Origin of the sequence: Bradyrhizobium sp. PMVTL-01 (assembly GCF_051861855.1) — a bacterium.
Classification (GTDB): Bacteria; Pseudomonadota; Alphaproteobacteria; order Rhizobiales; family Xanthobacteraceae; genus Bradyrhizobium.
The window spans coordinates 2011151-2034585 of record NZ_CP193982.1; the positions used below are offsets into that span (position 1 = coordinate 2011151).

The following is a 23435-nucleotide window of genomic DNA, read 5'->3' on the forward strand; positions in this document are numbered from 1 at the left end:
AATGCCGACGCAGGCGATTTTACCGAAAGTCTTGAATCTTTATGCCTCGTGGGCGGTGATAACGGCGGCGGTCGACGCGATCCTGCCGCCCGACACACAGCCGAGCGATCGCAAGAACTATATCGAGCGTCTTGCGCCACAGGATCCGGGCAACAAGGTCGTCTTGACGGAGGCGCTGGTACCGCACTTGGCCAGCCAGGGGTGGCTCGAACGATTTTGTGTCGAGCTCATCAGTCGCAGTCAGACCAATGCCGTGCTTCGCGGAATCCTCTCGGACCAGATTGCCGTGAATGCGGACGGAGTGGCCGACCAGGCTAACCTCCAGAGCCTGAACAACAAGGTTCAGCCCTTCCTGGTTTCGAAGACGTTCTTTGAAGGAATGGAGGCCGCCCGCTACCGTGTGTGTGCGATCTGGATCGACGATCCGTTCGAGCCGGGTTTCAAGGGGACCGGTTTCCTCGTCGGGGCAGATCTCGTTCTGACGGCGCGTCACGTCGTCGAGCGCTTCCTGGTCCCCGGCCCGGCCGGGGATGTTGTGCTGGCGGGAGCGGAGCAGAGCCTAGCTTTCGTGTTCGACTACTGGGCGCCCGTCGGCCCCTTCGCCGTCGCAGCACCGCCAAGTGGTCTGCGCGTGGTCAGGCTCGTGGCTCCGCGGGAAAATCCGCCAGCCAGCCGTTGGCTCGAATGGTCGAGCATGAAGCATCCGGATGACGGACGGACGCACCTCTTCGGCCCGCCGCCGATTGACCAGCGCCTCGACTGCGCAATCATTCGTCTGGCCGAGCGGATCGGTGCCGAATCCATTGGCGGAGGCGGAGGCAAGCTTCGCGGATGGCAGCGTTTGAGCGCCCCGGTGCGCCCGCCGCGTCCTGGCAGTGCAATCGCGCTTCTGCAGCATCCCTCCGCCGGTCCCCAGATGTTCGATAAGGGGGACTTTGTCGACAGCGATCCCGACCCCTCGACCCGATTGTTTTATTCGACCAACACGAACGGAGGCTCCTCCGGATCACCCTGCTTCGACGCAACGCCGGATATCGTCGGGTTTCACAATGCAGGACACCCGTCAGCCTATCCGAACAGGCCCACCAGTCTCTGCAATCAGGGTGTGTTGATAAATCAGGTGATCGCCCGGCTTTCGGTGGAGAAACCAGGCCTTCTGCTGGAATCATCCGCCGTTTTCGGGACCAACGACGGGCTGTGGTCGTTGTCCGATGATCGTCAGAAGCCCGAGCCTGTGCTGGGAAGGGTGGATTTCAAGGAAGCCGCTTTCGCGATGTTCGATTCGCATGCGGTGCAGCGGGTTCTGGTCGTCAGCGAGCAAAACTCATCTGGTGTGCCTGGAAAGTCCGGCAAGAGCTTTTCCACGCGCATCCTGCGCGCCATTGCACGACGTCGGCCCGCGATCGTGGTCGAATTCTCCGCCGAGGAAATGAAGGAATTCAAATCCGACAGGCCGGAGGATTTTCTCCTGGAACTCGGCCGCCGCATCGATCTCGGCGAAATGAAGGGTATGCCGGAAAAACCTACGGACGAGCGGCAACGTACCCGCTGGTGGGCAAACGATCTGCCGGCCTGGTTCGGTCGGCTGTTGGAGGATCGCGCCAAAAACGCTGGACTTACCGTGACCGAAGCCGTGATCGACAGAACGGCGGGGCCGGCGGCAGGTCAGGAACTGGTATTGCGCGAACTCGTTTGGATCGTCATCGATGACATCCACAAGTCGCCGCCTGACGGAGGACTGAAGGAACTCATCGCGGGGATGATCGGTGTCACGGACACGCAGCAGGTGTTGGGACCGGGCTTGAAATCGATGCGTTGGCTGCTGATCGGTCATATTCCCGATTTTGTGCGCGAGTATACAAGTCAGTACAAACACGATGTCGTCGCTTACGACACGATTGGCATCGAAGCCTGGAAGAGCTGCATTCGGGCAGCAGTTTCTGCCGCTGGCGCGGACGGCCGCTACAACGATGATACGGTTGCAGCGCTCTACGAATATTCGACGGCCACGTTGCCGGATTTGGCCGATCCTGGGCTCCGGCTGAAGACGTTGGCTGGCAGTGTGGTCCCAGCGCTAAAGGCAATCAAGGTCATGCAATAGAGGTGAATGGCATGGCGGCTCCGGATAGCACGTCTTCAATGGATGACATCGTCGCGCGGTTGCGAGCAGCCGGTATCGATACGGCAAAGCTCGACAGCGATTTGAGCGTGGTGCGGGACGCCGCGAATTCCGTGTCGGGCAAGACCGAGATGGCTTACCCTGGTGACCTCGCGTCACAGCAGCTGCTGGCCGCCGCCACCCGCGGCTACTTCCTTCCCAACAGTATCGGCTTCTCGCCCGACAAGGACGAAAGTCCGGATCTTCGTGCGTTGCTCGCGCAATCCGAACTGGTGCCGCGGAGCGGGACGCACATGTGGCAACTCAAGCCTAGCGTCCGTCGGCAGGTGCTGCTGGATGCCAACGCGTCTAACACGCTGAAGTCCGCGATCGACATACCTGCGGACAGCGACGATCTAGAGGGCGCCATGCTCCGCCGGGTCATAAAGGGTGATTTGCCCGAGCTAGACGCCGCCACGGCCTCGGAGCTCGATCAGTTGATGGTGGTGTCCGGCTGGCTCGCCGGGACCGACTTCGCGGCGGTGCCGCCAACGGCGGAAGTCCGCAGGCAAATCGCCAAACGCGAATTGTTGGAGCCCATGAGGGTCCTGGTTGGGCGGTCGGAGCAGGATGGCGCGGACGGCAGCAGAGACCGTATCGTGGGCCGTGAAAAACAGATCGAGACACTGCGCGCATATGTTGGAATCGTGCCGCCCGAAGAGCTCAGGCAATATGCAAGTCGAGCCATTCGGAGCTTGTGGCAGAGAATAACCTTCAGCGACGCAACCAACGAGCCGCTGATCATCAGCGGCATCGGCGGCATGGGCAAGTCGAGCCTGATCGGAAAATTCATTCTCGACCACGCCTTGTTTCCGGGCATCGATCTGCCCTTCGCCTATCTCGATTTCGATCGCGCCGCGCTGGCACCGCGCCAGCCGCTGCAGATCCTCATCGACATTGCCCTCCAATTCTCCACGTGGTTTGCCGGGCTGGAAGCGCCGCTGGCCAAATTCCGAGCCGATTTGCGCGGTGCAATCGATCTGCTTGCCAACAATCCGTCGCAGCGGCTGCTCGAAGACACGACGCGATCGCAGCTCAATGCATATTGCTTCGAGCTGAGGTCGATCATCGAATCGATCAACCAGGGTCGGGCGCCGGTACTGCTCGTCTTCGACACATTCGAAGTGGTTCAGTACGACCAGCAGGCGGTGAAAGGTATCTCAGATCTGATCGCAACGCTGCGCGCACCGACGCCGCCGACGGGTGCGAGATCCGGGGGGAGCTGGGAGAATTTGCGGGTGGTCGTTGCAGGCCGCGCCGGCGCGCCGGAGATCACCACCAGTCACACGCCCATCAAGCTGGGGCCGCTTCCCCTCGCGGCCACCGTCGAACTCATCCGCCGGCGCAACCAAAGCGATGCCATCGGAATCGCGAGTTCGCAGATCACGGCTCTGGCGAAGCTGCTGCGGGGCAGCCCTCTCGATGTCTCGATCGTCATGAACTGGATCAAGAGCAGGGACGAAGCGGAGCGTGCGTCTCTCCTGGAAGAGATCATTTGGGAAGTAGAGGCATCCGACCGCGAGTCAGGGGACGCGGGGGAATCGACCGGAGACGAGGATCGTGATGCCCCCGCGGACCTGGTGACGAGCAGGCGCATTACGGGCATCCTGATCAACCGGATGGTCAATCACATCAACGACCCTCAGGTACGGCAGCTCGCGGTGCCCGGGCTGGTCGTGCGCGCCGTCACCGCCGATGTCATCCGCGAGGTGATGGCTCCGGCCAGCGGTCTCGTCGGAAGCGCCGATGCGCTGTCTACGGACGAAGCGATGGAGCTGTTGCGGAGGCTCGAAGCCGAGCGCTGGCTTGTGACCCGCAGCGGCGAGTGCCTGCGGCACCGAAGCGATGTAAGACTTGCCATGCTCGACCTGATGCGCCGGCAGGATCGGCAAGATGGGCGGGATCGACCAGAACGCCTACGCTTCGACGACGCCAATCTGCTGGCCATCAATTTCTTCCGCGCCCGGGCTAACAGCAGCACTGACATGCGCGCGGAGGCGATCTACCATCTGCTGTTGAGCGGCGATGAGAGAATCGAAGAGGCTGATTCCTATTGGAGGCCGGAGGTGGGTGCGCTCCTGGCCAATGCCGTCGACGACTTGACGCGGGCAGCGCAAGTCTACCTAAAGGTCAGGCTCGGACGGGCGGTCTCTGCGCAGGCGCTCAGAACGTTGCCGCCCAAGGTGGCGTCCTCGTTGCTGGTGGCTTTCGGCAGGCGTCTTCTGCAACGGGGAGGGGTCGCCGGGCTTTCGTCCCTGCTGGACGATCTGCAGAGGGGCGCGCACAATCCTGCGCTCGTCGGGATGGTCTGCGAAACCCGGTATCGTTCGGGGAACTGGGAAGAGTTGCGGGAGTGGCTCAATCGAGGCAGGACCTCCGGACCGCTGGCACCTGCGTTCGCTGCGCTTGGCGATGGCGACTTCGATGCCGCGCGCATGGCCGATGAAGCCGCCGGCGGGCCGTTGCGCTTCTGCTTGCGTCTTGGGTCACGCGACCCGCAGGCCATTCCCGTCCTCCTGCAGTCCGGCATGGCCGACTGGAAGCTCGAACCGTTCCTGAACGGATTGGGCGATACAGCCTGGGACTATGCAGTGTGCATCGTGCATGCGGATGACTTCGTTGCCGGCTCGGTCGTTCTGGAGCGAAAAGCTCGCATCCTCGATGCAGTCGGAGCGATGTGCAGGAGTGGACAAAAGGTGCCGGCTGCCGCGGCCACGAGCGGCGCATTGCGCGTGCTCGCTTTCCACGAAACGGATACGGCGCGGCCGATTTTGCGAAAGCTCGATTTCAACGCCCTTTTCTCCACGATCGGGGCGCGGATGTTGCAGGAGTTCGGAAAGTCATTTGAAGCCATCGCTTCCCAATTGCAGCCCAATTTTCCGGAGCTTGTCTCCAGCATGAGAACCTTGCTGGAAGGCTCGTCCGCGATTCCGGGCAACGCGGTGATCGCCGACCCAAAGTTCACGCGCGAATTCGCGGCGTTGATCGCGCAGATGGCCGCATCAGGCTCGGAGGCCGCAGCTCGATGTGTCCTAAACACGCTCGCCGGAACACATCCCGATTGGATAGAGCCGGCTGGACACGCCCTGACCAGGGCGTTTCCAGGAGAGATTCCGAGCAAGCTTGGATGGTGGTCTTCGGTCGACAAATACCTCGCGAACGGCGGCCGCCAGGCCCGCAGTCGGCGGCCACTCGATGGCTATGCCATTCTTTCGCTAGCCAACGAGGCCGGCAGTTTCGTCGAAGCCTTATCTGCATATGCGGAGATCGTCGACCACCACAGCGATGGGGCGCAGGATTTCATTGCGATAGCTGCCGCATTTCAGGGATGGAGACGTTGGCTGACGTCTACGCTGTCACCGACTGCTTGAGAATTTATATTCATTGAAAATCATTTGCTGACGGGCAATCTTTCTAAGGGGGTGGGGGATGAGGTACAACCGAACGAGTCGGCGGGCGTCATACCTGCCATGCGCCGCTCTGTTGACGCTCCTTTGTCTTACGACCGCCACTCCTGCAACGTCCGCCGCAGTCCGTGAAGACAACTGCGGTGCACAAGGTACCTGCGTGAATGCGCTGTATCAGAAATTGGCGCTCATCAATGGCGGTCCTGTCGAAACCGGCGGCTCTATCGTCATTCGCGAGCCTCTGATCTGCTTTCCCCGCGGTGCGAGCAGATTGAGCGGCCATGCCTGGTCGTCCGACAAGAAGCGGCCGGCTGCCATCAGCCGCGAGATCAAGGAGCTGGGGGCCCTGCTCCTCGCGGCGTATCGTGACAGTGGCAGGCCGTCCAAGTCGCGCCTGCTCGTCCGCGTTTCGGGTTTCGCCGACAGCGAGGGCGGGGACGATTCCAACCTGAAGCTTTCGTTCCAGCGTGCGCAGACCGTCGCCGCGCTGTTGCGAGAAAGCGCGCCGGGCGTGCCGCTCGCGCTCGAGATCGAAGGACGCGGGCAGGCCAAGGCGAATTCAGGAGCAGGCGGCGCTTGTGCGGATCCTGCCAGGCCGGCCACCGAGGCTGCAGGCGAGCCGGCGCCGCAACCGTCGCATCGTCGCGTCGAGATCGAGATTCTTTCCGCGGCGCTGACGCACGCGTCGGCTCCGTCGGCCGAGGCCGACGATATGGCGCTTCGACTGTTTCCGGAAGGAAGCATGCCGTATGCTCCGTTTCGCGTCACGCTCGCTGAGGGCGACCTGAAGATTGACGCGATCAGCAAGGCGTGCCGGACACCGATCGCGGCGCCTGCGCCGTCGGCTCCCGCAAACCGCCCGCCGGACGAATTCGAGTATCCATCGACACCTTGGGTCGAGCTCGCTCGACCTGGCGGCAGCGTCGATTCGGCGAAATACCCGCTTCACCAGTTCGAGCCGAACTTGTCCGGCTCGGTCGAGGTCGTCCCGGTTCGCCGCCTCAACGGATCGCGCACGACCGACGGGGTGCGCATCGTCCTTCGGCTCGCCAAGGCCAAGAGCACGCCATACCTGATCCCCGGATACTGGGCCGTCGCCCTGCATCTGGCGACGCTACCTCAAAAACTTACGTCTACGGTCGGAAATCCCGCCGTGGAGAATCCGGCCAGGAAGCCCTGGGAACGGATCGTCGATTGCTACGCAACCATCGCTGCAGGACGAACGGCTTCGAAACTCGTTGACGAGACTCAAAAGCTCCTGAACGGGGAGATCGTATCTGAAGTGGTTTCGCGCCTGCCGAAGACGATCGACGGGATGATGCTGCACACGCATCGGGCGGATCGAAATTTCCATTTCTTCGATCTGCACCCGGGGATGTTGCTTCGTTTCAAGTCGACCAGCGTGGATCCGGTGTCGCGCACGATGCAGCCCGGCGGCCCACTGGATCTTGCTACCCAGGCCGATCCGATTAATCCCTACGCATTGGTTCCTGGGCCGCGAAAGGTCGCCGCGCCGCGCGGGCGCGCCGCCTCTGACCTGTTTTTGGCGTACATGTTGTCGGGCAGGCTTAACCGGCCGAGCAGCCTCGGGGCGGAAAGCGCCGAGGCCGAGAGCGCCAAGGCGGAGAACGCCAATGCCGAGAATGCCAAGGCCGAGAGCGCCGCCGGGGCTGCAGTGGAGGCCGGTACCACCCTTAAACTCGGGGCCCTCGCGTCCCATGTCGTCTTTGAGGATTTGCTCCAGCAAGGGGTTGTGCGGGTTTTTCTCCCGAGAAACTTGCGGCAGTTCCAGACCATTGCGACTATTCCGAACCCGGCCATTTATTTCAGCAAGGCGCCTGACTCGCTCGCTCAAAATCCGGCCACGTTGATCGTGGCGGCGCCGGATCTGGCCGCGTTGGACAAGTTCACGGCCGACGCTTATACGACCGCATTCGATCGAACGGTCCTTTGCAAGCCGGAATATCAGGTTGCATGTGCGGTCGCCCTCGGTGGCCTGACCTATTCGCCGAACGTCAAGATCGAGATTGGCGGGCAGGATCGTCAGGTGCCGCTGGGAGCACGCCTTGCACATGTCCTCCCGGCGGATATTCAAAGAGGTTGCTTCGAACCGATCAAAGACGCCACCGATCAATGGCCGCCCGGTGCACGGCTCGGCAAGGCGGTGACGATTGAACTCGGTGGCCTTCCACCCCCCCTGATTATTGACCGTAAGGATTGTCGTTTACTCGGATTGCCGTTGACCGAAGGGAGTCGCATTTCATGGTGACATTTTCCCGTTGTGGAACTTCGTCCATTTTTGCCAACGATGCTGTAAACCCCAGAATCCTGTTTCGCCCTATCAACGATGTCGCGTCGGCGCCGTCGTTGACCTTGGACGACAGCGTCGTTCGCAACGGCATCTTTTGGGTGCTACCGTCACCGCAACCCTTTGCCGGACTTTCGGAGATCGTTGCATGGCTCGATCATCGGGCGGCCGAGCAGGCAACAATCGGGCTCGCCCAGACAGCGGAGCGAATTGCTTTCGGTCGCGCCGGCGGCGGTGTGCCGCTGTTCGTATTAAAAGGCGGCCGCAGCGGGTCCTTTCCGCTCGGCGCTAACCAGGTCCAGCTCGAGGATACGGCAACAGGATTGCTGGAATACGTCCTTGACCTCGACCGATCGATGCTTTCGGCCGGCCCGACCGGTCTGGTATTCACGCCCCAGGGATCCGGACATGTTTTCGGTCGACGGCGCGCACTGGACACAAGCCGCTCGCCCTTCGCCATCATGCAATTGGAGCTTGATCTCACGGACGCTTCAGCGATCGGATGTTTCCGTGGCGAGGGTCACCTCAGCTCAAGTAGCGATGTCCAGACGCCGACGTCGATCGACGAGATCGTCGGCGCGGGGCTCGTCAACCGCTTTACTTACCTCAAGGGGAGCGATGGATCGCCCGCGACCTTTACGGAAGAGGCTGCCGTGCTGCACGGCGGCGAGGCCGGCACGAGAAGCGGTCGATGCGTGCTTTCGCTTGATCCGTTTGCACCGCTGGACCAGCTCCGGTCGTTTCTCCAACCATTGCCTCGCTCCGACACCGAAGCGCTCGTCCTGGCGATCCCGACAGCGCCCGGGCACGACGTTGAAGTCGTGCCGCATCCGACCCCGGCGCTGCAGCGGGGACCGGTTTTTGTATTCACGCGCCACCCGCTGAAACTTGAAGGAGGTGCCGGTGACTACGACGACACGATGTCGCTGCGCGGGACCTTCAAGGCCAATGTGAAGGCACCTGCGGGAGGCACCGAAGCCGGTGCGGCGCTCGACCTTGCGCTGCTCGGGCTGCTGCCTGGTTTTGCGCCCAGCGAGACTTTGGGGCCTTCAGCTTCCGGAACTGAAGCGGCCGGAGATATATTCGTCACGTTCGACCTCGGTCCCGCGATTGACAAGCGCCCGCCGGAGAGGTTTGCCGAAGCCGTCGAGAGCACTGCAGCTGCGAACACGCCCGCGCTCTCGGCGCAAGGTGACAGCCTCGGCGTTACGTCGTGGATGAGCGTGCACCGCGGCGATCCCGGCACCATGCGAATGATCGCCGAGCCACCCAGTGGCCGCAACCTGAAGATGGATGGCGGTGTGCTCGAGCATGCGCCGCTCGAGCTGACGGTCGGGAGGCAGGACGCCGCGAATATTCCGGCGGGTTTTGTGCCTGTCCTGCCGCCCCGCGGCGTTCAGCAGGACAAGCGCAAGTCCGCTCAGGCGTTCGACATAGAAAGGCTGGCGCATGAGCGCCGCAAGCTGGCGACCCCAAAGGGATATACTGTCACCGAGAGTTCGCCCGCGACCGAAACCGATCCGGTCATCAGCAGATCGACGACGCCGCTCGGCTTCGAGGTCGAGCGCCTGCCGGACGGGCGCATCGCCGCGATCGTCTTTGCCGTTTCGGTTGGCACCGTCAAAGGGCAGCCGGCGCAGTTTCAATTTGCCGTCCGCGGCCGGACGCCGGGCGGAGGGAAGGGGCCGGTGCTGCCGGCCGTTGCCGACGCATTGATCCGCAATCGCTTGTTTCTGGTCGCGAACAAGATGCCCGACGTGACGGCGCAAGGCGGCACCTCCCTTGAGAGCCGGGTGGCAATCGGGGGCTGGCCTTTCGATGTCGGCATTCCGGGCGCAGAAGGGCGCGCGGACCGTCAAAAACTACGCCCCGAGACGCTTTTCATCATCAAGGGATATGAAAGCAGAAGTATCATCGAACTCGCCGATGACCCGGCATCCTGGTCGGGCAGGGATCAGTTTCTGCGCCTGGGACCCGAGGGGAAAGAGGATCCGACCGCGAATGCGCGTGATATCCTTAAGGCCTTCATCAACCGTGCGAACACCGAAGCCGCTGCCACCGACTCCGCTGCGGCCAAGCAATACCAGCTACTGCTGAGCATTCTCAACGACGGCAACTGGGCCGGCGTTCTCATCATCAATTGCGATCTGGGGCTCGGCGATCTGCCCGCGCAGGTCCAGGGTCTGCTCGGCGGCATGGATCTCGACCGGCTGCGCGGCGAGTATGTTGCAATCGAACTCAAGGGTATCGGCAGTTCGGGCGGGTCCACAAAATCGCGTCTTTCCGGTCTGGTCGACTATCGGGACGACGGCTCGGCGATCGAACCTGCCCAAGCAAATGAGGAAGAGCCCGAACACGATGGTTCTTACGGTTTCAAGATCCGGCGCTTGCTCGTCAGCTTTGCGAACGGCGAAATTTCGGCGTTTCAAGCCAAGATCGACTTCTACCTGGGACGCCTGTTCCATGGGTTCGGCGACATATGGGAGAAGAGAGGGAGCACGGGCTGGCAGTTAAAGAGCGACTCCATCCTGTCCTTGGTCGGACGCTACGAGCGGATACGCGAAGGCGGAGCCACGCGTGAAATATACACTTATGAGACCGACCCCGAGCAAAGCTTCAGATACGCCGCCAAAAAGAAGGGGCAGGTTGCGCCTGAAGAGGGCGATGAAGATGCAATCATCCGTATAGTCGACGTCAATCGCATTGCTTATGTGACCGACGCTTCGATTCCCGACGGGGCGGATGCAAGATCGGTCGTCTCCCGCTTCCTTCTCGACGGCAGGGTCAAATTTGGCTCGCTGGGCAAACTTGATGTCATCGATATCGAGGCGCTCGACTTCAGCGACATGGGCATTGCGACGGGGTTCAGGATTCCGAACCTGCCCGGCCACGAGATTGAGCGAGCCCTGCGAATGTTTTTCAATCCGGGGCGGCTGCGCTTTCAGTTCGGCTCCGCCACCAAGCGGCCCGGTCGCGGATTCTGGTCCTCTTTTCCACTGAAATTCAAAGCTCTGAACCTGTTCGGGAAGGGATTGAGACTTCCTGACCTCGGCTATTTTGGGCTCGGAAGTTCTGCGGCGGCCGACGGCTTTCGCTTTGGTCTCGAGTTCGATCTTGATCTCGGATTCCTCGGCTCGCTGGCGCCGAAGAAGGGATTCAAGCTGTCGGTGCTGTTCGGCTTTAGTGACGGTGTGAGGACGGGTGGCGGATGGGCTCCGTGCTGGGCGCTGGGCATCAAATTCCCGGAAAGCGACGGCAAGCTCGACATCGGCATCGAAGGCGTGATCAAGCTGCGCGCCGAACGGTTCAAGATTCTCAACAAGCAGTTCCGGCCGCCGGGGGGCGGCGCTTCATCGCAGATCAAGCTGCTCTATGCGATCGGCGCCCAGCTCGAAATTCTCGGATACAAGTTTCCGAAGGATGAGGCAGGCATCTCCCTGTTCCTGTTCGTGGACCCCAAGACGCTGGGAAGCGGACAGGCGTCGAGTGGCATCGGCTGGTTCGCCGCCCGCAAGCCGATCGACGGCAAGATTGGCGTGTTCGATCTGAAGGCGATTGCGCTCGGGCAGCGTGTCGATCCGCTTCCGGCGGCCCTGCCTCCTCCCAGGACCACCAAGGATGTCGTCGATCGCTTTACGGCCCTGACATCGAAAGCGCCGTATGATCACGATACCGGAAACGACGAGACGGCCGCGCTGGACAAGATATCCACCGCGATCGAGAGGGACTACATCCGCTTCGACCCGTCGCGAGGCTGGTCCGTCGGCTTCTCCGCAGTATTTGCCGATCGCGTTGAGCTCGGCCTTGCGATGCGCGACGACGACATCTATGGCATTCGCTTCGGTGTCACGCTTTCGCCCGGCTCCAGCGACTATCTCTTCTCGTTGGATGTGCTGTATCGGAAGCTCAGTGAAAAGCTCGGCGTCTATTCGATCGAGATCGTCGCGCCGCCGGCCTGGCGTCAGCTGGAATTCGGCGTCGTCAGTGTCACGCTTCCGGCGATCGCATTCGAGATCTATACCGACGGCGGTTTCACCGTCGATCTCGGCTATCCCTTCAACAAGGATTATGGACGCGCCTTCGGCGTACAGGTATTCCCGTTCATCGGATCTGGTGGGCTCTATTTCCGCCGCGTATCGGGTCCTGCGGCATGGTTGATCCCGCAGCCCAGATTTCACGATGGCGGCGGATCGGGCGCATTGATCGTCGATGCGAGCGTTCTGACCTACAAGCCCGTCACCGAGGTCGGCATGGCGTTTCGTGTCGGCCTCGGCAAGGAGATCAACAAGGGTATCTTCCGCGCCGGACTGTCGGTCACGGTGTTCGCGGAGATCGAGGGAGGCTATGGCGTGCTCTGGCACGATCCGGCTCGCCCGCAGGTGCGCCAATGGACGCAGGCGGCATCCACCTTCGTCGCGATCCGCGGACAGGTCGGCATACTCGGCGAAATATACGGCTATGTCGACTTCGGCATCGTGAAGGCCGGAGTCTCCATTCGCGTATGGGTTGCCTACGGCTTTGATATGAAGACGGACCACCGCATTCGCCTCTATATCGAGGCGGGTGTCAGCGTGCGGATTTCGGTCGTGATCGCCCGCCTCAGGGTGTTCGGCAAGACCATCGAGATCAGTCTGCATTTTAGCTTCTCGACGACCGTGGACTATTCCGTCTACGTCGGGTCGGACCGCAACACGCAGTACTACCTGTTTCAGCCGCGTGCCGGCACCGAGTCGATTGTCGTGACCGAAGCCGGCAGGCCGCTTCTGGCGTTCAAAGAGGCGCCGGTCTGGACCGAAAACATCAATCCGGCAGACTGGCGGCGCGCACCGGATCTTGGGCCATGGCGGATGCCCGTGTATCTGATGCCGGACATGACGCTCGCGGCGGCAGCCGACGCGTCCGTTCGCGCCAACGCCGTTTTTCTCGGCGTCATTCCCGATAGTACGGCCGATGGGCATCCCGTCGGCGGATCGAGCCTGGCTGTCTTGATGGCGGCCTGGACGATCGCAAACACCACGAACCGGAGCCCCGGTGTCGCCTTGCGCGATCACGAGATCACGTTCGACACGCTCGACAGAATTTCGCTTTGGGTTGCTGCGGGCGACACGATCTTCGACGGAACCGCCCACGCATCCGAGCGCCGGAAGCGCCAACCGTCTTTCCTGTTTGTCGATGCGCTGTTTCGGACCAATGTGGATGCGACGATCTCGCGTGCGCCGGACGCGGTCGATGGTGCCGCGCAGATCGGCGGCGTGTTCTTCCCGCTTCCGCCCACCGCGACGATCACACGGAGCGGATTCGCCGAGTCGGAATGGCCGGTGACGACGCGCCTTGCCGACAAGCAGGTCGTCAACGATGCCTACCGCGAAAAGATCGACGCCGAACTCCAGCGTCAGATGGCCGCTCTTGCGCCTTCCCGAGTTGCCGAGTCGCTCGGCGCCGAGGCGGAGCCGCAGCGGCTCCCGATCGCGCAGGTCCTGTTCGAGGACTATGTCGGGTTGATCATCCGCGGCTCGATCTCGCGCCTTTGTGCCATCGCCGCGGAGAAGATCAGGACCGCGGCGCCGCGTGCGGATGGATCGCCTCATGCCTTCAGGCTGGGCGATCTGCTCGACGAACTGGAACGGGACGAGGTTCGCTCCGGCGTTCTCGCAATGGCGACGCGCCTGTTCTTGCATGGACCGCGGCTCCCTGACCCGGATTCGCCGCCCGCCGGCGTCATGCCTCCGAACCTTGCGCCCGGAATGCATCATGGTCTCTACCAGCTCGCCTGGCTGCAACATCCGCTCGGGCGCCCCGCCGTCCCGGCTGAGCGGCCGGCCTTCGTCGTTGAGACGGGAGATTCGTTCCTGCGTGGCGGGGCGCTCACCTTCGCTATCGACGGCGTCGAGAGCGATGCCTTGGTCGAGTTCGCGGCCAGTGCGCACCTATTTACCGACCTCGGCGGGCGCATCAGCGCCGCCGACAGGTTTCGAACGGTGCCGCGCGACTTCGCCGTGGGGCGCCCCCGCGTTCTCGGTGGCAACCGTGCCCATCTGGTCCCGTTCCCGGCCGAGGTCATTCGTCACCAGGCGAGGACGCGTAGCGAGGGCCTTGTCAGTCGTCCAGGCCTCCGTGCTTTCAGAATCGGCGAGCGGACGCGTCCGGAAGCCGCGGCAAAAATCGGCTCGCACGCCGTCATCTCGGTGACGCTGCGACTCCAACTGGTGAAGCCCGCCCCGGGTGCTGCCGTGCTCGATCGCTTCGAGATCGCCGGTATGCCCGAAGGCGATCGCGTTTGGCTGGATGCCCTCAACCTGGAGGCCGGCGGCGAGCAACGGATCGCACGCGCCGAGTTCTACAACGTCAAGCCGGATGGGCTTGAGCCGCTGGTTGGTGCCGCCAGTTCAGCCGTGGTCGTGCAGAGTGACCTGTCGGCCGAAGCAAGGCCTTTCGGAGCGACAGAGCTGGCTGCGGAAACGGCTATCTCGGAGACCTATGTGGCTTCGATCGACGAGCTTCAGGCTTTTGTCGAAATCGTGCGGCGCGCGGGTGTCACCAACCGCGCCGGCACGAGTATCGGCTGGCCGACGGCTGGCAGTTCGATCCAGCAGCTCCTGCCTCGCCCGGAGGGAGATGGAAGCACGCCGCCGATCGAGCTGATGATGATCCTGTACCTGACCGAGGAGAGCGCGGGATACGCGAACGCAGTCGTATTCGATGTTCCTGCCGACCAGGCCGATCCTGCGGCTTATCTGGATGGTCACTCGTTCACGTTCCAGATCGACGGCGAAAACCCATTGGCGCGGGCGGAGCTCAGCGAACCAATCGCTCCGGCCGGCGTCTTGCCCATCATCGTGACGCGGCCGGAGCGGCCCGCCGTTCCGACCGGTCTCAACGAGGAGCTTTGGGACCAGTTCGCCGCGCGCTTCTCCATGTTCGCCTATTCGGTCAGGGACGACAATGCCGAGCTGGTCTCGATATCCGAGAGCCTCGCTGTGGGGCACACCGACGACGAGGGCGTGACGGAGAAGCTCACCTACCGGCTGGCCCTGCCATTCGCCAAGCTGATGAATGCGAGGTCGCCCTATGCTGCCGTAGGCAAGACGCTGCAGCTCGCCGGTCAATGGCGCGACGTCTACGGCAACGATTGGTCGGGGCCGCCGCTCGCCAGCGTCCCGATCAAAATCCGATACTCCGATCGCCTGATTCCGCTGAACGATTTGCCCGGGCTGCTGCTTGCGTGGTGGCCTGGCAGCACTGCCGGCCGGCTCAACGTAGCCATGGTGCTTGATCCCCGCTCTGTGTCGTCAATCGTGCCGGAAGGTGAAGGCCCCCTGACCGACGACCAGTACCGGGCGCTGATTGAAATGTCAGATCGCGCCAGGGTCATCTACGCCCAGGCGGCATTGCAGCTTCGTGACGAACACATCGGCGTGTCGTTGACGGATGGCGGGAGCGAGCAGACTCGTGCCCTGAAGCGGTCGGTCGCGTTTGCGAGGGCCGACGTCGAGAAGCTCTGGAAGTTCATGGAGGCTGCTGGCGCAGCGTTCGGTGCGATGACGAGCGTGAGAGACTTGCGGACAATTCCGGCGACGACGGTCAGGACGGAAGCCGAACGGCTGTTGTCTCGCGATCCTGTCGTGTTCGGATTTGATGTCGAAGTTTCGGATGGAGAGTTCGCTGAGCTTGCATTGGCGCTTCTGGTCGAGCGCACCAGCCCGGATGGGCTGGATGGTACTGAGCCTTCCGATGTGAAAAGCGTGGTTGTGCCGTTGCCGCTGCCGCTGCGCCATGACGGCTCTGCCAAGCCTGCAAACACAGTGGCGTTCCCCGCCGGTTTTGGGCGCACCCTGGAAGAACTGGAGGCTTCCATGGCACACTTTGCGCCGCAGTTCCTGCTCGCAACGGGCTATGGCAGCGTCCCGGGGCTGGTCGAGCGGGCCATCTGGCTGGTGCGGCAAGACGTGCTTCCGCCGGCCAATCATTTCACCACCGCCGTGCGCCACGACCTCGCACTGCCACCCATCTCAACCAGCCTGCACAGCTTCGTTGCCGACGTGCCGACGTTCGGGGACGAAAAGCCCGTGCGGTCGGTTGGCTTCGACCGGATCGATGCGGATGCAACCGCTGCCCGTGCGCTCACGCTGTACGACGAAGTGCTCGATGTTCCGGCCGTGCAAAGACTGTCCGACACGCAAGGAGGTCGCGACGCCATGCAGCAGATCCTGATCGCCAAGGCCTCGATTGCCGCGTCACTTGTCGCAAATCTTCGCCCCGTTCTCGATGGCCAGCCGGCAATCGGAAACGTTCCAAACGCGATTCTGAAGGACAGGGTTCTGGCACGGCTCTCCGCTGCGGATGCAATCGACACGATCTCGTATTACGAGGATCAGGCTGCCGTCCCGCATGACGAGGAGAAGCGACCGCAGGCATACGGAAGCATCGTGCCGCGTGATACCGGCGTCGTGCCGTACACCATGCGGCCGTCCGCGATACAGATCGGAGCTCCGGCGAGCGGGAGACGGCACTTGTTTGTCACAACCGACGTGACGCCGAACTACGACAAGAACACCGTTCCTTCGCCATCCGGGTATCGGCTGACGCACGTGCAGCGATTGCCGCGACCCGCACTCGAGGCCGTGGTGCCGGGAGATCCGGGGCGTTATCGGCCGACCGCATGGCTCAAGCTCGCGACACCGCGGGTTTACGAGCTGCCCGATGCGGACATTCCGATCGTGCGAAAGCGGTATCCCCGGACGCCCGCGATCGAGGTTGAATCAATTAGAGACACGGTGGCGAATACGATCGGCGATGCGCGGCTTTGGAAGCATTCGCGAACCTGGAGCTACGAGGGCAGCGGAAATGATCGGCTCAGGTTGACCCTCCGCTACAATCCGGGAACAGGCCCCGTGCCCACGGAGGCGTTACCCGGCCTTTCCCGGGACGCGCTGCGAGCAAGGGCGTTTGCGATCTTTGCCGAGGCGGTCGAGCCCGTTCTGCGACAGCTCGGCAGGGAGGCGACCGGCGAGGCTGCTGCGAAATTCCTCGCGGCACGCGCGCAGGACCTCGCAAGCGCATTGTCGCAACAGATTATCGCATCCGAGGCCGCGCTGGTCGAGCGTCTCGATGTTTACGATGTTGCAGAGGAGGTCATGGCTGACGGCCGGCGCCGTCTTGTCATCAAGCGTGATAAGAGCCGCGCGGGTCTGCCCGGGCCCGGGGGCTTTGAGCTTTATTGTCCGGCCGACGCCGCCCATCCGAAGACCGACGATGTCGGTCCGCTGATCTTCGATGAGGCGGATCTGGCGAAGCGACTGAGACGGCTCGATGGGGTGGGTCTCGACATTGTTGCCTATCGCTCCGTGCAGACGGAGCTGGATCTGACACGTAATGCCGAAATCCGGGGGAAACCTGTCGCCAAGGAATTCGTCTATCGCGTTCCGACCGTTGCGTCGGGTGCTCCGCTGGTGCCCATACTCACCGTGGCCGAGGTGGAGATGGCGTCGCAAGCTCGCTCGTTCGGCGAACACTTCGCCGCAATGCTGACGGATCTGCTTGGGCCGCGCGGTGGCAGCGCTTCCGACCACGATGCGATTCTGGAAGAACTTTCACTGGATGTGCTCCTCACCTTCGAGCCGCTTCTCGCTGAAGAGGTCGATATCAAGGGAGACGGCCTGCACGTGTCGGGCCTTGCGCGCTCCGGACTTCGGACCGGGGACTGGGCGGGCTGGGTCGGCCCGTTTGTCGAATCGGTAGCGGCGTGGCGCCGGTCTTATCGGCCCGCAGCCGGCGGCAATTATGTCTTTGATCTTCGTGTATTCGAGACTGCGTCGAACCGGCCGATCATCCGGATCCGGCGCTGCGTCCTTCCCGCAAAGTTGATTTCTGGTTGACGATAAGGATTTGACGAAATGAATTCGCAAACGAAGTGGTGGCGTATTTCCGCGGCAATGTTGGCATTCATCGTGGCTTCCACGGTTTCGCTCGGATATGCGGAGGCGGCGACGCCAAGCTACCTGCGACTGGTTGTCGGGGGTGTCTGCCTGCTCGGCGTATTTATGTTTGCAAGCGGCATCACCGGCGTGAAGACGGCGCTGGTTGACGAGTTTAATTGCTACTCCCTGCAGCGCGTCATTACGTTCGGATGGTTTGTCGTCCTCTCTTCGGCCTTCCTCGCAATTTCGTTCTGGAACGTTGCCTTGTGGAAGGCGGGCGGAAGCGGCGTGGTGCAGTCCTTCGTTGAGATCGATGCAAGCATCTGGGCGCTCGCTGGAGTCGTGCTCGGGGGCCTCGTCGGAAACGGCGTGGTTAATTCGATCCATGCCGCGACCCCGCCAAAGGATGCAGGTGCCCACGAGAGCGCTCTCTCCCCGGACCCCCGGCGCCAGGGGTCGATGTACCGCAATATCGAGATCGAGGACGCGATGCCTGCCGACATTACCACCAACAGCCAGTTTGGCGTTCAGAACACCGTCGATATGACGGCCGTGCAGCAACTGCTGCTTCAAGCCGCGGTGCTCGTTGCCTATGTGGTCGCGGTAGGTCGGCTTGTCGTGGCAACCGCCAGCAACGAGCCTATCGGGCATCTTCCGGGTCTTCCCGCCGAACTGTTGGCTTTGCTCGGCGTGAGCGCGGTGGCTCAGGTCGGAAATGCAGCGATCCCGAAGGCCAAGATCAATGGTGAGGCCGCGGCCTCGAAGTCGACGGAAAGATTTTGGACCGAGGGCAGCGAGCGGGCCGCCGAGAGGCTCGCACATGAAAAGTCTGGTCAGGAATCCGGCGGGCTGCCGATCACCTCAGGTGTTCTCAGCGCCCCGGAATGGGATTTGTTCAGGCAAAATCCCGTCGTCGGCGCTCTGGTTCTGTTACACGCGAAAACTGCCGTGAACGAGGCTCTCTCCCGCTACAAGTCGACGGCGCTCGAAGACGACAATGGCGATGCCTTTCGTCATACGTTGTGGAACGCCCGTATGGCGGCCGACAGCGGCGTGGGCGTTGTCTGGGCCGAGAAATGGGCGACTACGCATGAGGACGGAAATCCCGGCAAGCCGCTCGCGACGCAAATGGACTTGTTCAACAACGGGGTCGGCCGCAAGGCGGGCGACCGCATGAAGGTCGATGAGGTCCTGAAAAAGGTGCAGGACTGCGTCGATACCGGCAAGTGCATGGTCTTGCGCGCCGGAGTCCTGGTAAACTCGGACGGCAAATACAAGCTGTAGTTCGATCGCCGCGTCGACCCGAATTTCGAATTTCAAGCTGCCATGTGAGCCAAGGCGTACGCTTGTCTGGATTGAGTCAAGTGCCGCATTGACGAGCGGTCATCCTTCATGCATCTTGAAGTAGTATGTTGTTTTTGTCTGCCTGGGCCCGCGCGAATGGCGGGACCCTGCGGGCGGAATGTGTATTTGCAATCACGATAGCGTGCTGTGCGTATGGCAAAGCAGAAGCGGACCAGGAAGGTCACCGTCAAGCCGCGGCCCGGCAAGGGTAAGGACGGCTCGCAATCTGGCGCAAGGGAGGCAGCGGTCGCGGCCGGGCCCGTGACCCTGGACGAAGCGCGCGTGCTTGCCGGCGTATCGGCGCCGGCGCGGCCACGCGCGGCTGGCCTCGAGACCGCACGGGCTGCGGCAGCGCAGTCGCCCTCGCTGAGGACAATTGGTCAGGAGCGCGAAAAGCTGCGACGCGAACAGCGCAGCGAGCGCATTCGCCGGACCCGCGAATACCAGGCGGTCATGAAAATCATGAAGGCCCGCGGCGCGTTGCCGCCGCGAGCGGGACGCGGGGAAGGCGGCGCCAAGGCGGCAGGCGAGCGCGGCGAGGCGTTCGCGCCTCTGCAGATCCTCGCCGAAGGCGATTCGTGGTTCGAATATCCCGTGCCGCTGTTCGGCGGCGGCATCGTTCCGCGACTGGAGCGACGGCTGGGCGTGCCCATCCTCAACCTGGCGAAGGCGGGCGATGAGGTTCGTTTCATGCTGGGTGTCGAGGAGCGCACGACCCTGACCGAACGATTGACGAACGGCAGTCCCGCGGGCGGCGATTGGGACCTGCTGCTGTTTTCCGGAGGCGGAAACGACATCGTCGACAATCCGATGGCGCTCTGGGTCAAGGACTGGAATCCGACTCAGCCACCAGCGGCGCACGTCAATCAGCCGCGCTTTGCTGCGGCCTTGGCGCTGGTGCGCGCCGGATATGAGGATCTGATTGCAATCCGCGACAAATGCAGCCCTGACACACATCTCATCTTTCATGGCTATGATTTCGCCATACCCGACGGCCGCGGCATCTGCAAATTCGGACCGTGGCTCAAGCCGACCTTCGGTCTGCGCAACTTTCCGACGATTGCGTCGGGCCAAGCCGTCGTCAGCGAGATGCTCGGGCAGTTTGAGGCGATGCTGAAGTCGCTGAGCGGTCCTCGCGTGACGGTCGTCAGGACGCAAGGTGTGCTGGCGCCGCAAGTTTCCTCCTGGCACAACGAACTCCATCCTGCGAAGGCGGGGTTTGAGCAATTCGCCGCCTTGTTTCATCAGAAGATCAAACAACTTTTTCCGGCGCGCGTCGCTTGACCGGCGACAGGTGCGCCGGCGACGCCGTAATCATTTTCCAGCAACCGCGGAGTGCGAACGATGGCCGGCAAATCCCAACGAAGCGATCTGATCGAGTTCGTCAAACGGTTGCTCGCGCGCAATCCTGACGCGGCGCAGAGCATCGCCAAACGGATAAGGGACAAGGCCGGTCTCGAGACGGCAAACCTCGAAGCGCCGCCAAGCCCGCGTGATGTGATTGACCTTTTGATACGCAGTCCGATCGCCGATCTGGAGACGATCGTGTCTGAGGAGAGACCTGTTTTCTTCGTCGAGCGAAATGGAGAAGCCGGTCTCAATTTTGAGGATGTGTCGCTTATCGGTGTCGAGGCACAGACGCTGTTCGAATTGTCGAAGCAAAGTCGCGCGGTTCCCGAAGGCTTGGTCGACCGGGTCGGCCGCATCGACCTCGTGGACTTTCCGGGCGGTGCGCCATTCGCGGGGACAGGCTGGTTGATCGATGCCAGAATTATCGTGACCAACCGCCACGTGGCGAACGTCTTCGCGCGGCGACAAGGGCAGGGCTTTGTGTTCCGTCAAGGCGCCGGCGGCGGGACGATGAGCACGGTTTGGGATACCGGTCATTTTCGCGTTGCGGCATCTGGTGGGCTGCGCCGCCAGATTGCCGAAGTGCTCTACATCGAGCCGGATGATGGGCCGAACGACATCGCCTTCATGAGGCTTGCGTCGCTGGCCGCCGGGGATGAACTGCCGCCGTTCAAGATCGCAGGATCCGACGCTCTGGAAAACGCCGCCGTTTTCACGCTCGGCTACCCCGCCAAGGCACTACCATCGCGCATCTCCGATCAGGCCCTGATGGAGCGGCTTTATCGTGGCACGTACGACGTGAAACGGTTTGCGCCCGGCTACATCACGGCGCCGCGTGCCGGTGCCATGACGCATGATTGCACGACGCTGGGAGGCAACTCCGGATCGGTGGTGGTCGATTTCAAGACCGGCGAAGTCGTCGGCCTGCACTTCGCCGGCATCTACAAGGAGACGAACCTGGCGGTCCCGGCCAGCCAGCTCAACTCTTACGTAGCGAAAAAGCGCTGGACCCTGCCTCTGGTGATCGAGTCCCGGCCGGCGATCGCACAGGCGCCGCAGCCCGCCCCCGTCGGGCGGGGCACGGTGAGCGTCACCGTGCCGGTCACCATCACGGTCGACCTCGGCACGATATCGACTGTGGCCGGCGCGGCCCGAGTCGGGATGTCGGTCGAGCATGCCGCCGAGGCGTTCTGGCAGCAGAAGCCGGAAGGCGTGCTCGCAGCGCGCGTCGGCTATCTTGAGGATGACGGCCGCATCGGCGATACGCCCTGCATCGCCGTGTCGGCGCAACCAGGCGCGCTGGAGGGGCTGCGCGCGGACGGACCGCATTCGTTCCAGGGCTATCAGGTCCAATACGCCCCGGCCACGGTCGAAGAGCAGCTCGAGGGCCTGATGTCTGTCGAGGCCGCCGCGGCTCCGAACGCTTACGACGACGATGCCCGCGGCGATCCAAAATACCAGTTAAGTCCGGTCGAAGAACTGATGACGGTGCGCGCGCACGTCAGCCCGGAATACGGCTTCGATGAGCTGAAGGCCTTTATGAGCGAGGATGCCGGCTCATGGGTTTCGGCAATATACGAATTTCGTGCATCAGCCATTAGCGAGCTGATGGCAAAACGTCTCGCTGCCGGAACGAAGATCATGCTGGCAGCCGACTTCAAGACGTTCGCTGACGTTGACGACGAGACGACCGAATTCGATGCAGAGGTGATCTTTCAGAAGTGGGCCGATCGGTTCGGCGATGGCAAGTTCAAGCGCATCGCCGTTCCGCTCGGAACAACCGGCCTGGTTCAGCAGTCCTATCACATCAAGGTCACCGTCCGGAACGATGACAAGTTCTGGCTGTCCTCCGGCAACTGGAAGAGTTCGTCGAGCCAGCCGATCATCGATCAATCCCAGCGCGACAGGGCTACGGAGGAGGACCTGCCCGGCAATCGCGAGTGGCACGTGATTGTTCAAAGCCCGACTCTGGCCGAGCGATTTCGCGAGCACATCCTTCAGGATGTGCGGCGGTCGCATGACCTTGGTGGCAAGGAAGTGCCGGTGAAAGCGGATGATCGCGAGCCGCTGGTCGATGTGCCGGAGTCCGTCTTCGAAGCCATCGAGCGGCCGCGCGAACGCCGGCCGCCAGCGCGGCTGAAGAAGCCCCTGGAGATCACCGAAAGCATTGTCGCGGCCCCTCTGCTCACGCCCGACCGCGAAGGCGAAGTGTACAGCGAGGCCGTTTTGAAGCTGATCCGCTCCGCAAGGCGCAGCCTCGTGTTCCAGATCCCTTATATCGGAATGCCGAGCAGCCCGCGGCAGCATCGCGGCTACATCGACGATCTGATCGGCGAACTGACCGACAAGCTGGTTTCGCTGGACGATGCCCGCGTGATCCTGCGCGCGGACAGCAGCAAGAAGTTCTCGGATCCCACCCACTCTGCCTGGTATTTTAAGTCGAAGGGGGTCGACATCGACTCGCGTCTCAAGCAAATCCCCAACCATCATACCAAGGGTATGGTCGTCGACGGCAAGCGCGTCCTGATCGGGAGTCACAATTGGAGTGGCATGGGGGTATCGACAAACCGCGATGCTTCACTGATCTTCGATCACGCCGGAATTGCAAAATACTTTGCGGACGCGTTTGAGATCGACTGGGATCGCGCCGACCCGGTCCCGCCCAAAAAGTTCGTCCCACGGCCGCGAGGCGAGGAGAGCGTCCTGATGGTTCCACCGGGAGACGAGGCGCCGGCGCGGCCCGGCTATCGTCGGATGCGACTGTCGGATTATCTCGCAATGGTGGATGAATGAGAGCGACTCAAGCCGCCATCTCCAACTGCCCGTTGCTGCCTACATCGGAGCAGATCGAAATTGCCGTGCTCCTTCAGGCAATAACACGGTCGACCGTCATCCATCTAGGTTGTCCATTATCCGAGCCCTCCGGATGGGTGCAAATCGAACTCCTCCTC

Annotated in this window: 7 protein-coding genes; all 7 read left to right on the plus strand. The window is 62.4% G+C overall.

Features of this window, described 5'->3' with window-relative positions; all coding sequences use genetic code 11:
- The first annotated feature begins 1 nt into the window (after position 1).
- The 7 genes from ACRQ5Q_RS09225 to ACRQ5Q_RS09255 all read left to right on the plus strand — a co-directional run bounded on the left by ACRQ5Q_RS09225 (position 2) and on the right by ACRQ5Q_RS09255 (position 23277).
- Positions 2-2101: a trypsin-like serine peptidase gene (locus ACRQ5Q_RS09225; protein WP_439397278.1), complete on the plus strand. Its 2100-nt coding sequence runs from the start codon at positions 2-4 to the stop codon at positions 2099-2101.
- A gap of 38 nt (positions 2102-2139) precedes the next feature.
- Positions 2140-5529, plus strand: a complete 3390-nt coding sequence (locus tag ACRQ5Q_RS09230; protein WP_439397280.1) for a hypothetical protein — start codon at positions 2140-2142, stop codon at positions 5527-5529.
- A gap of 196 nt (positions 5530-5725) precedes the next feature.
- A complete protein-coding gene (locus ACRQ5Q_RS09235; RefSeq protein WP_439397282.1) occupies positions 5726-7834 on the plus strand; it encodes a hypothetical protein in 2109 nt (702 codons plus the stop codon).
- The gene (locus ACRQ5Q_RS09240; protein WP_439397284.1) at positions 7828-17748 is read left to right on the plus strand and encodes a hypothetical protein; all 9921 of its coding nucleotides are present in this window, start codon (positions 7828-7830) and stop codon (positions 17746-17748) included. Before ACRQ5Q_RS09235 ends, ACRQ5Q_RS09240 begins: the two co-directional genes overlap by 7 nt.
- Before the next feature lie 18 nt (positions 17749-17766).
- On the plus strand, positions 17767-19074 hold the full coding sequence (locus ACRQ5Q_RS09245; RefSeq protein WP_439397286.1) for a DUF6973 domain-containing protein: 1308 nt from the start codon (positions 17767-17769) through the stop codon (positions 19072-19074).
- A gap of 654 nt (positions 19075-19728) precedes the next feature.
- Positions 19729-20418, plus strand: coding sequence for a hypothetical protein (locus ACRQ5Q_RS09250; protein ID WP_439397288.1), 690 nt, complete (start codon positions 19729-19731; stop codon positions 20416-20418).
- 60 nt (positions 20419-20478) lie between these two features.
- Positions 20479-23277 carry a trypsin-like peptidase domain-containing protein gene (locus ACRQ5Q_RS09255; RefSeq protein ID WP_439397290.1) on the plus strand — a complete coding sequence of 933 codons (2799 nt, stop codon included), beginning with the start codon at positions 20479-20481 and terminating at the stop codon, positions 23275-23277.
- The last annotated feature ends 158 nt before the right edge of the window (positions 23278-23435 follow it).

Bases quoted from the DNA above. Each gene is read 5' to 3' on its own strand.
- ACRQ5Q_RS09245 (WP_439397286.1), top strand. From the start codon at position 17,767: ATGAATTCGCAAACGAAGTGGTGGCGTATTTCCGCGGCAATGTTGGCA.
- ACRQ5Q_RS09230 (WP_439397280.1), top strand. From the start codon at position 2,140: ATGGATGACATCGTCGCGCGGTTGCGAGCAGCCGGTATCGATACGGCA.
- ACRQ5Q_RS09225 (WP_439397278.1), top strand. From the start codon at position 2: ATGCCGACGCAGGCGATTTTACCGAAAGTCTTGAATCTTTATGCCTCG.
- ACRQ5Q_RS09240 (WP_439397284.1), top strand. From the start codon at position 7,828: ATGGTGACATTTTCCCGTTGTGGAACTTCGTCCATTTTTGCCAACGAT.
- ACRQ5Q_RS09255 (WP_439397290.1), top strand. From the start codon at position 20,479: ATGGCCGGCAAATCCCAACGAAGCGATCTGATCGAGTTCGTCAAACGG.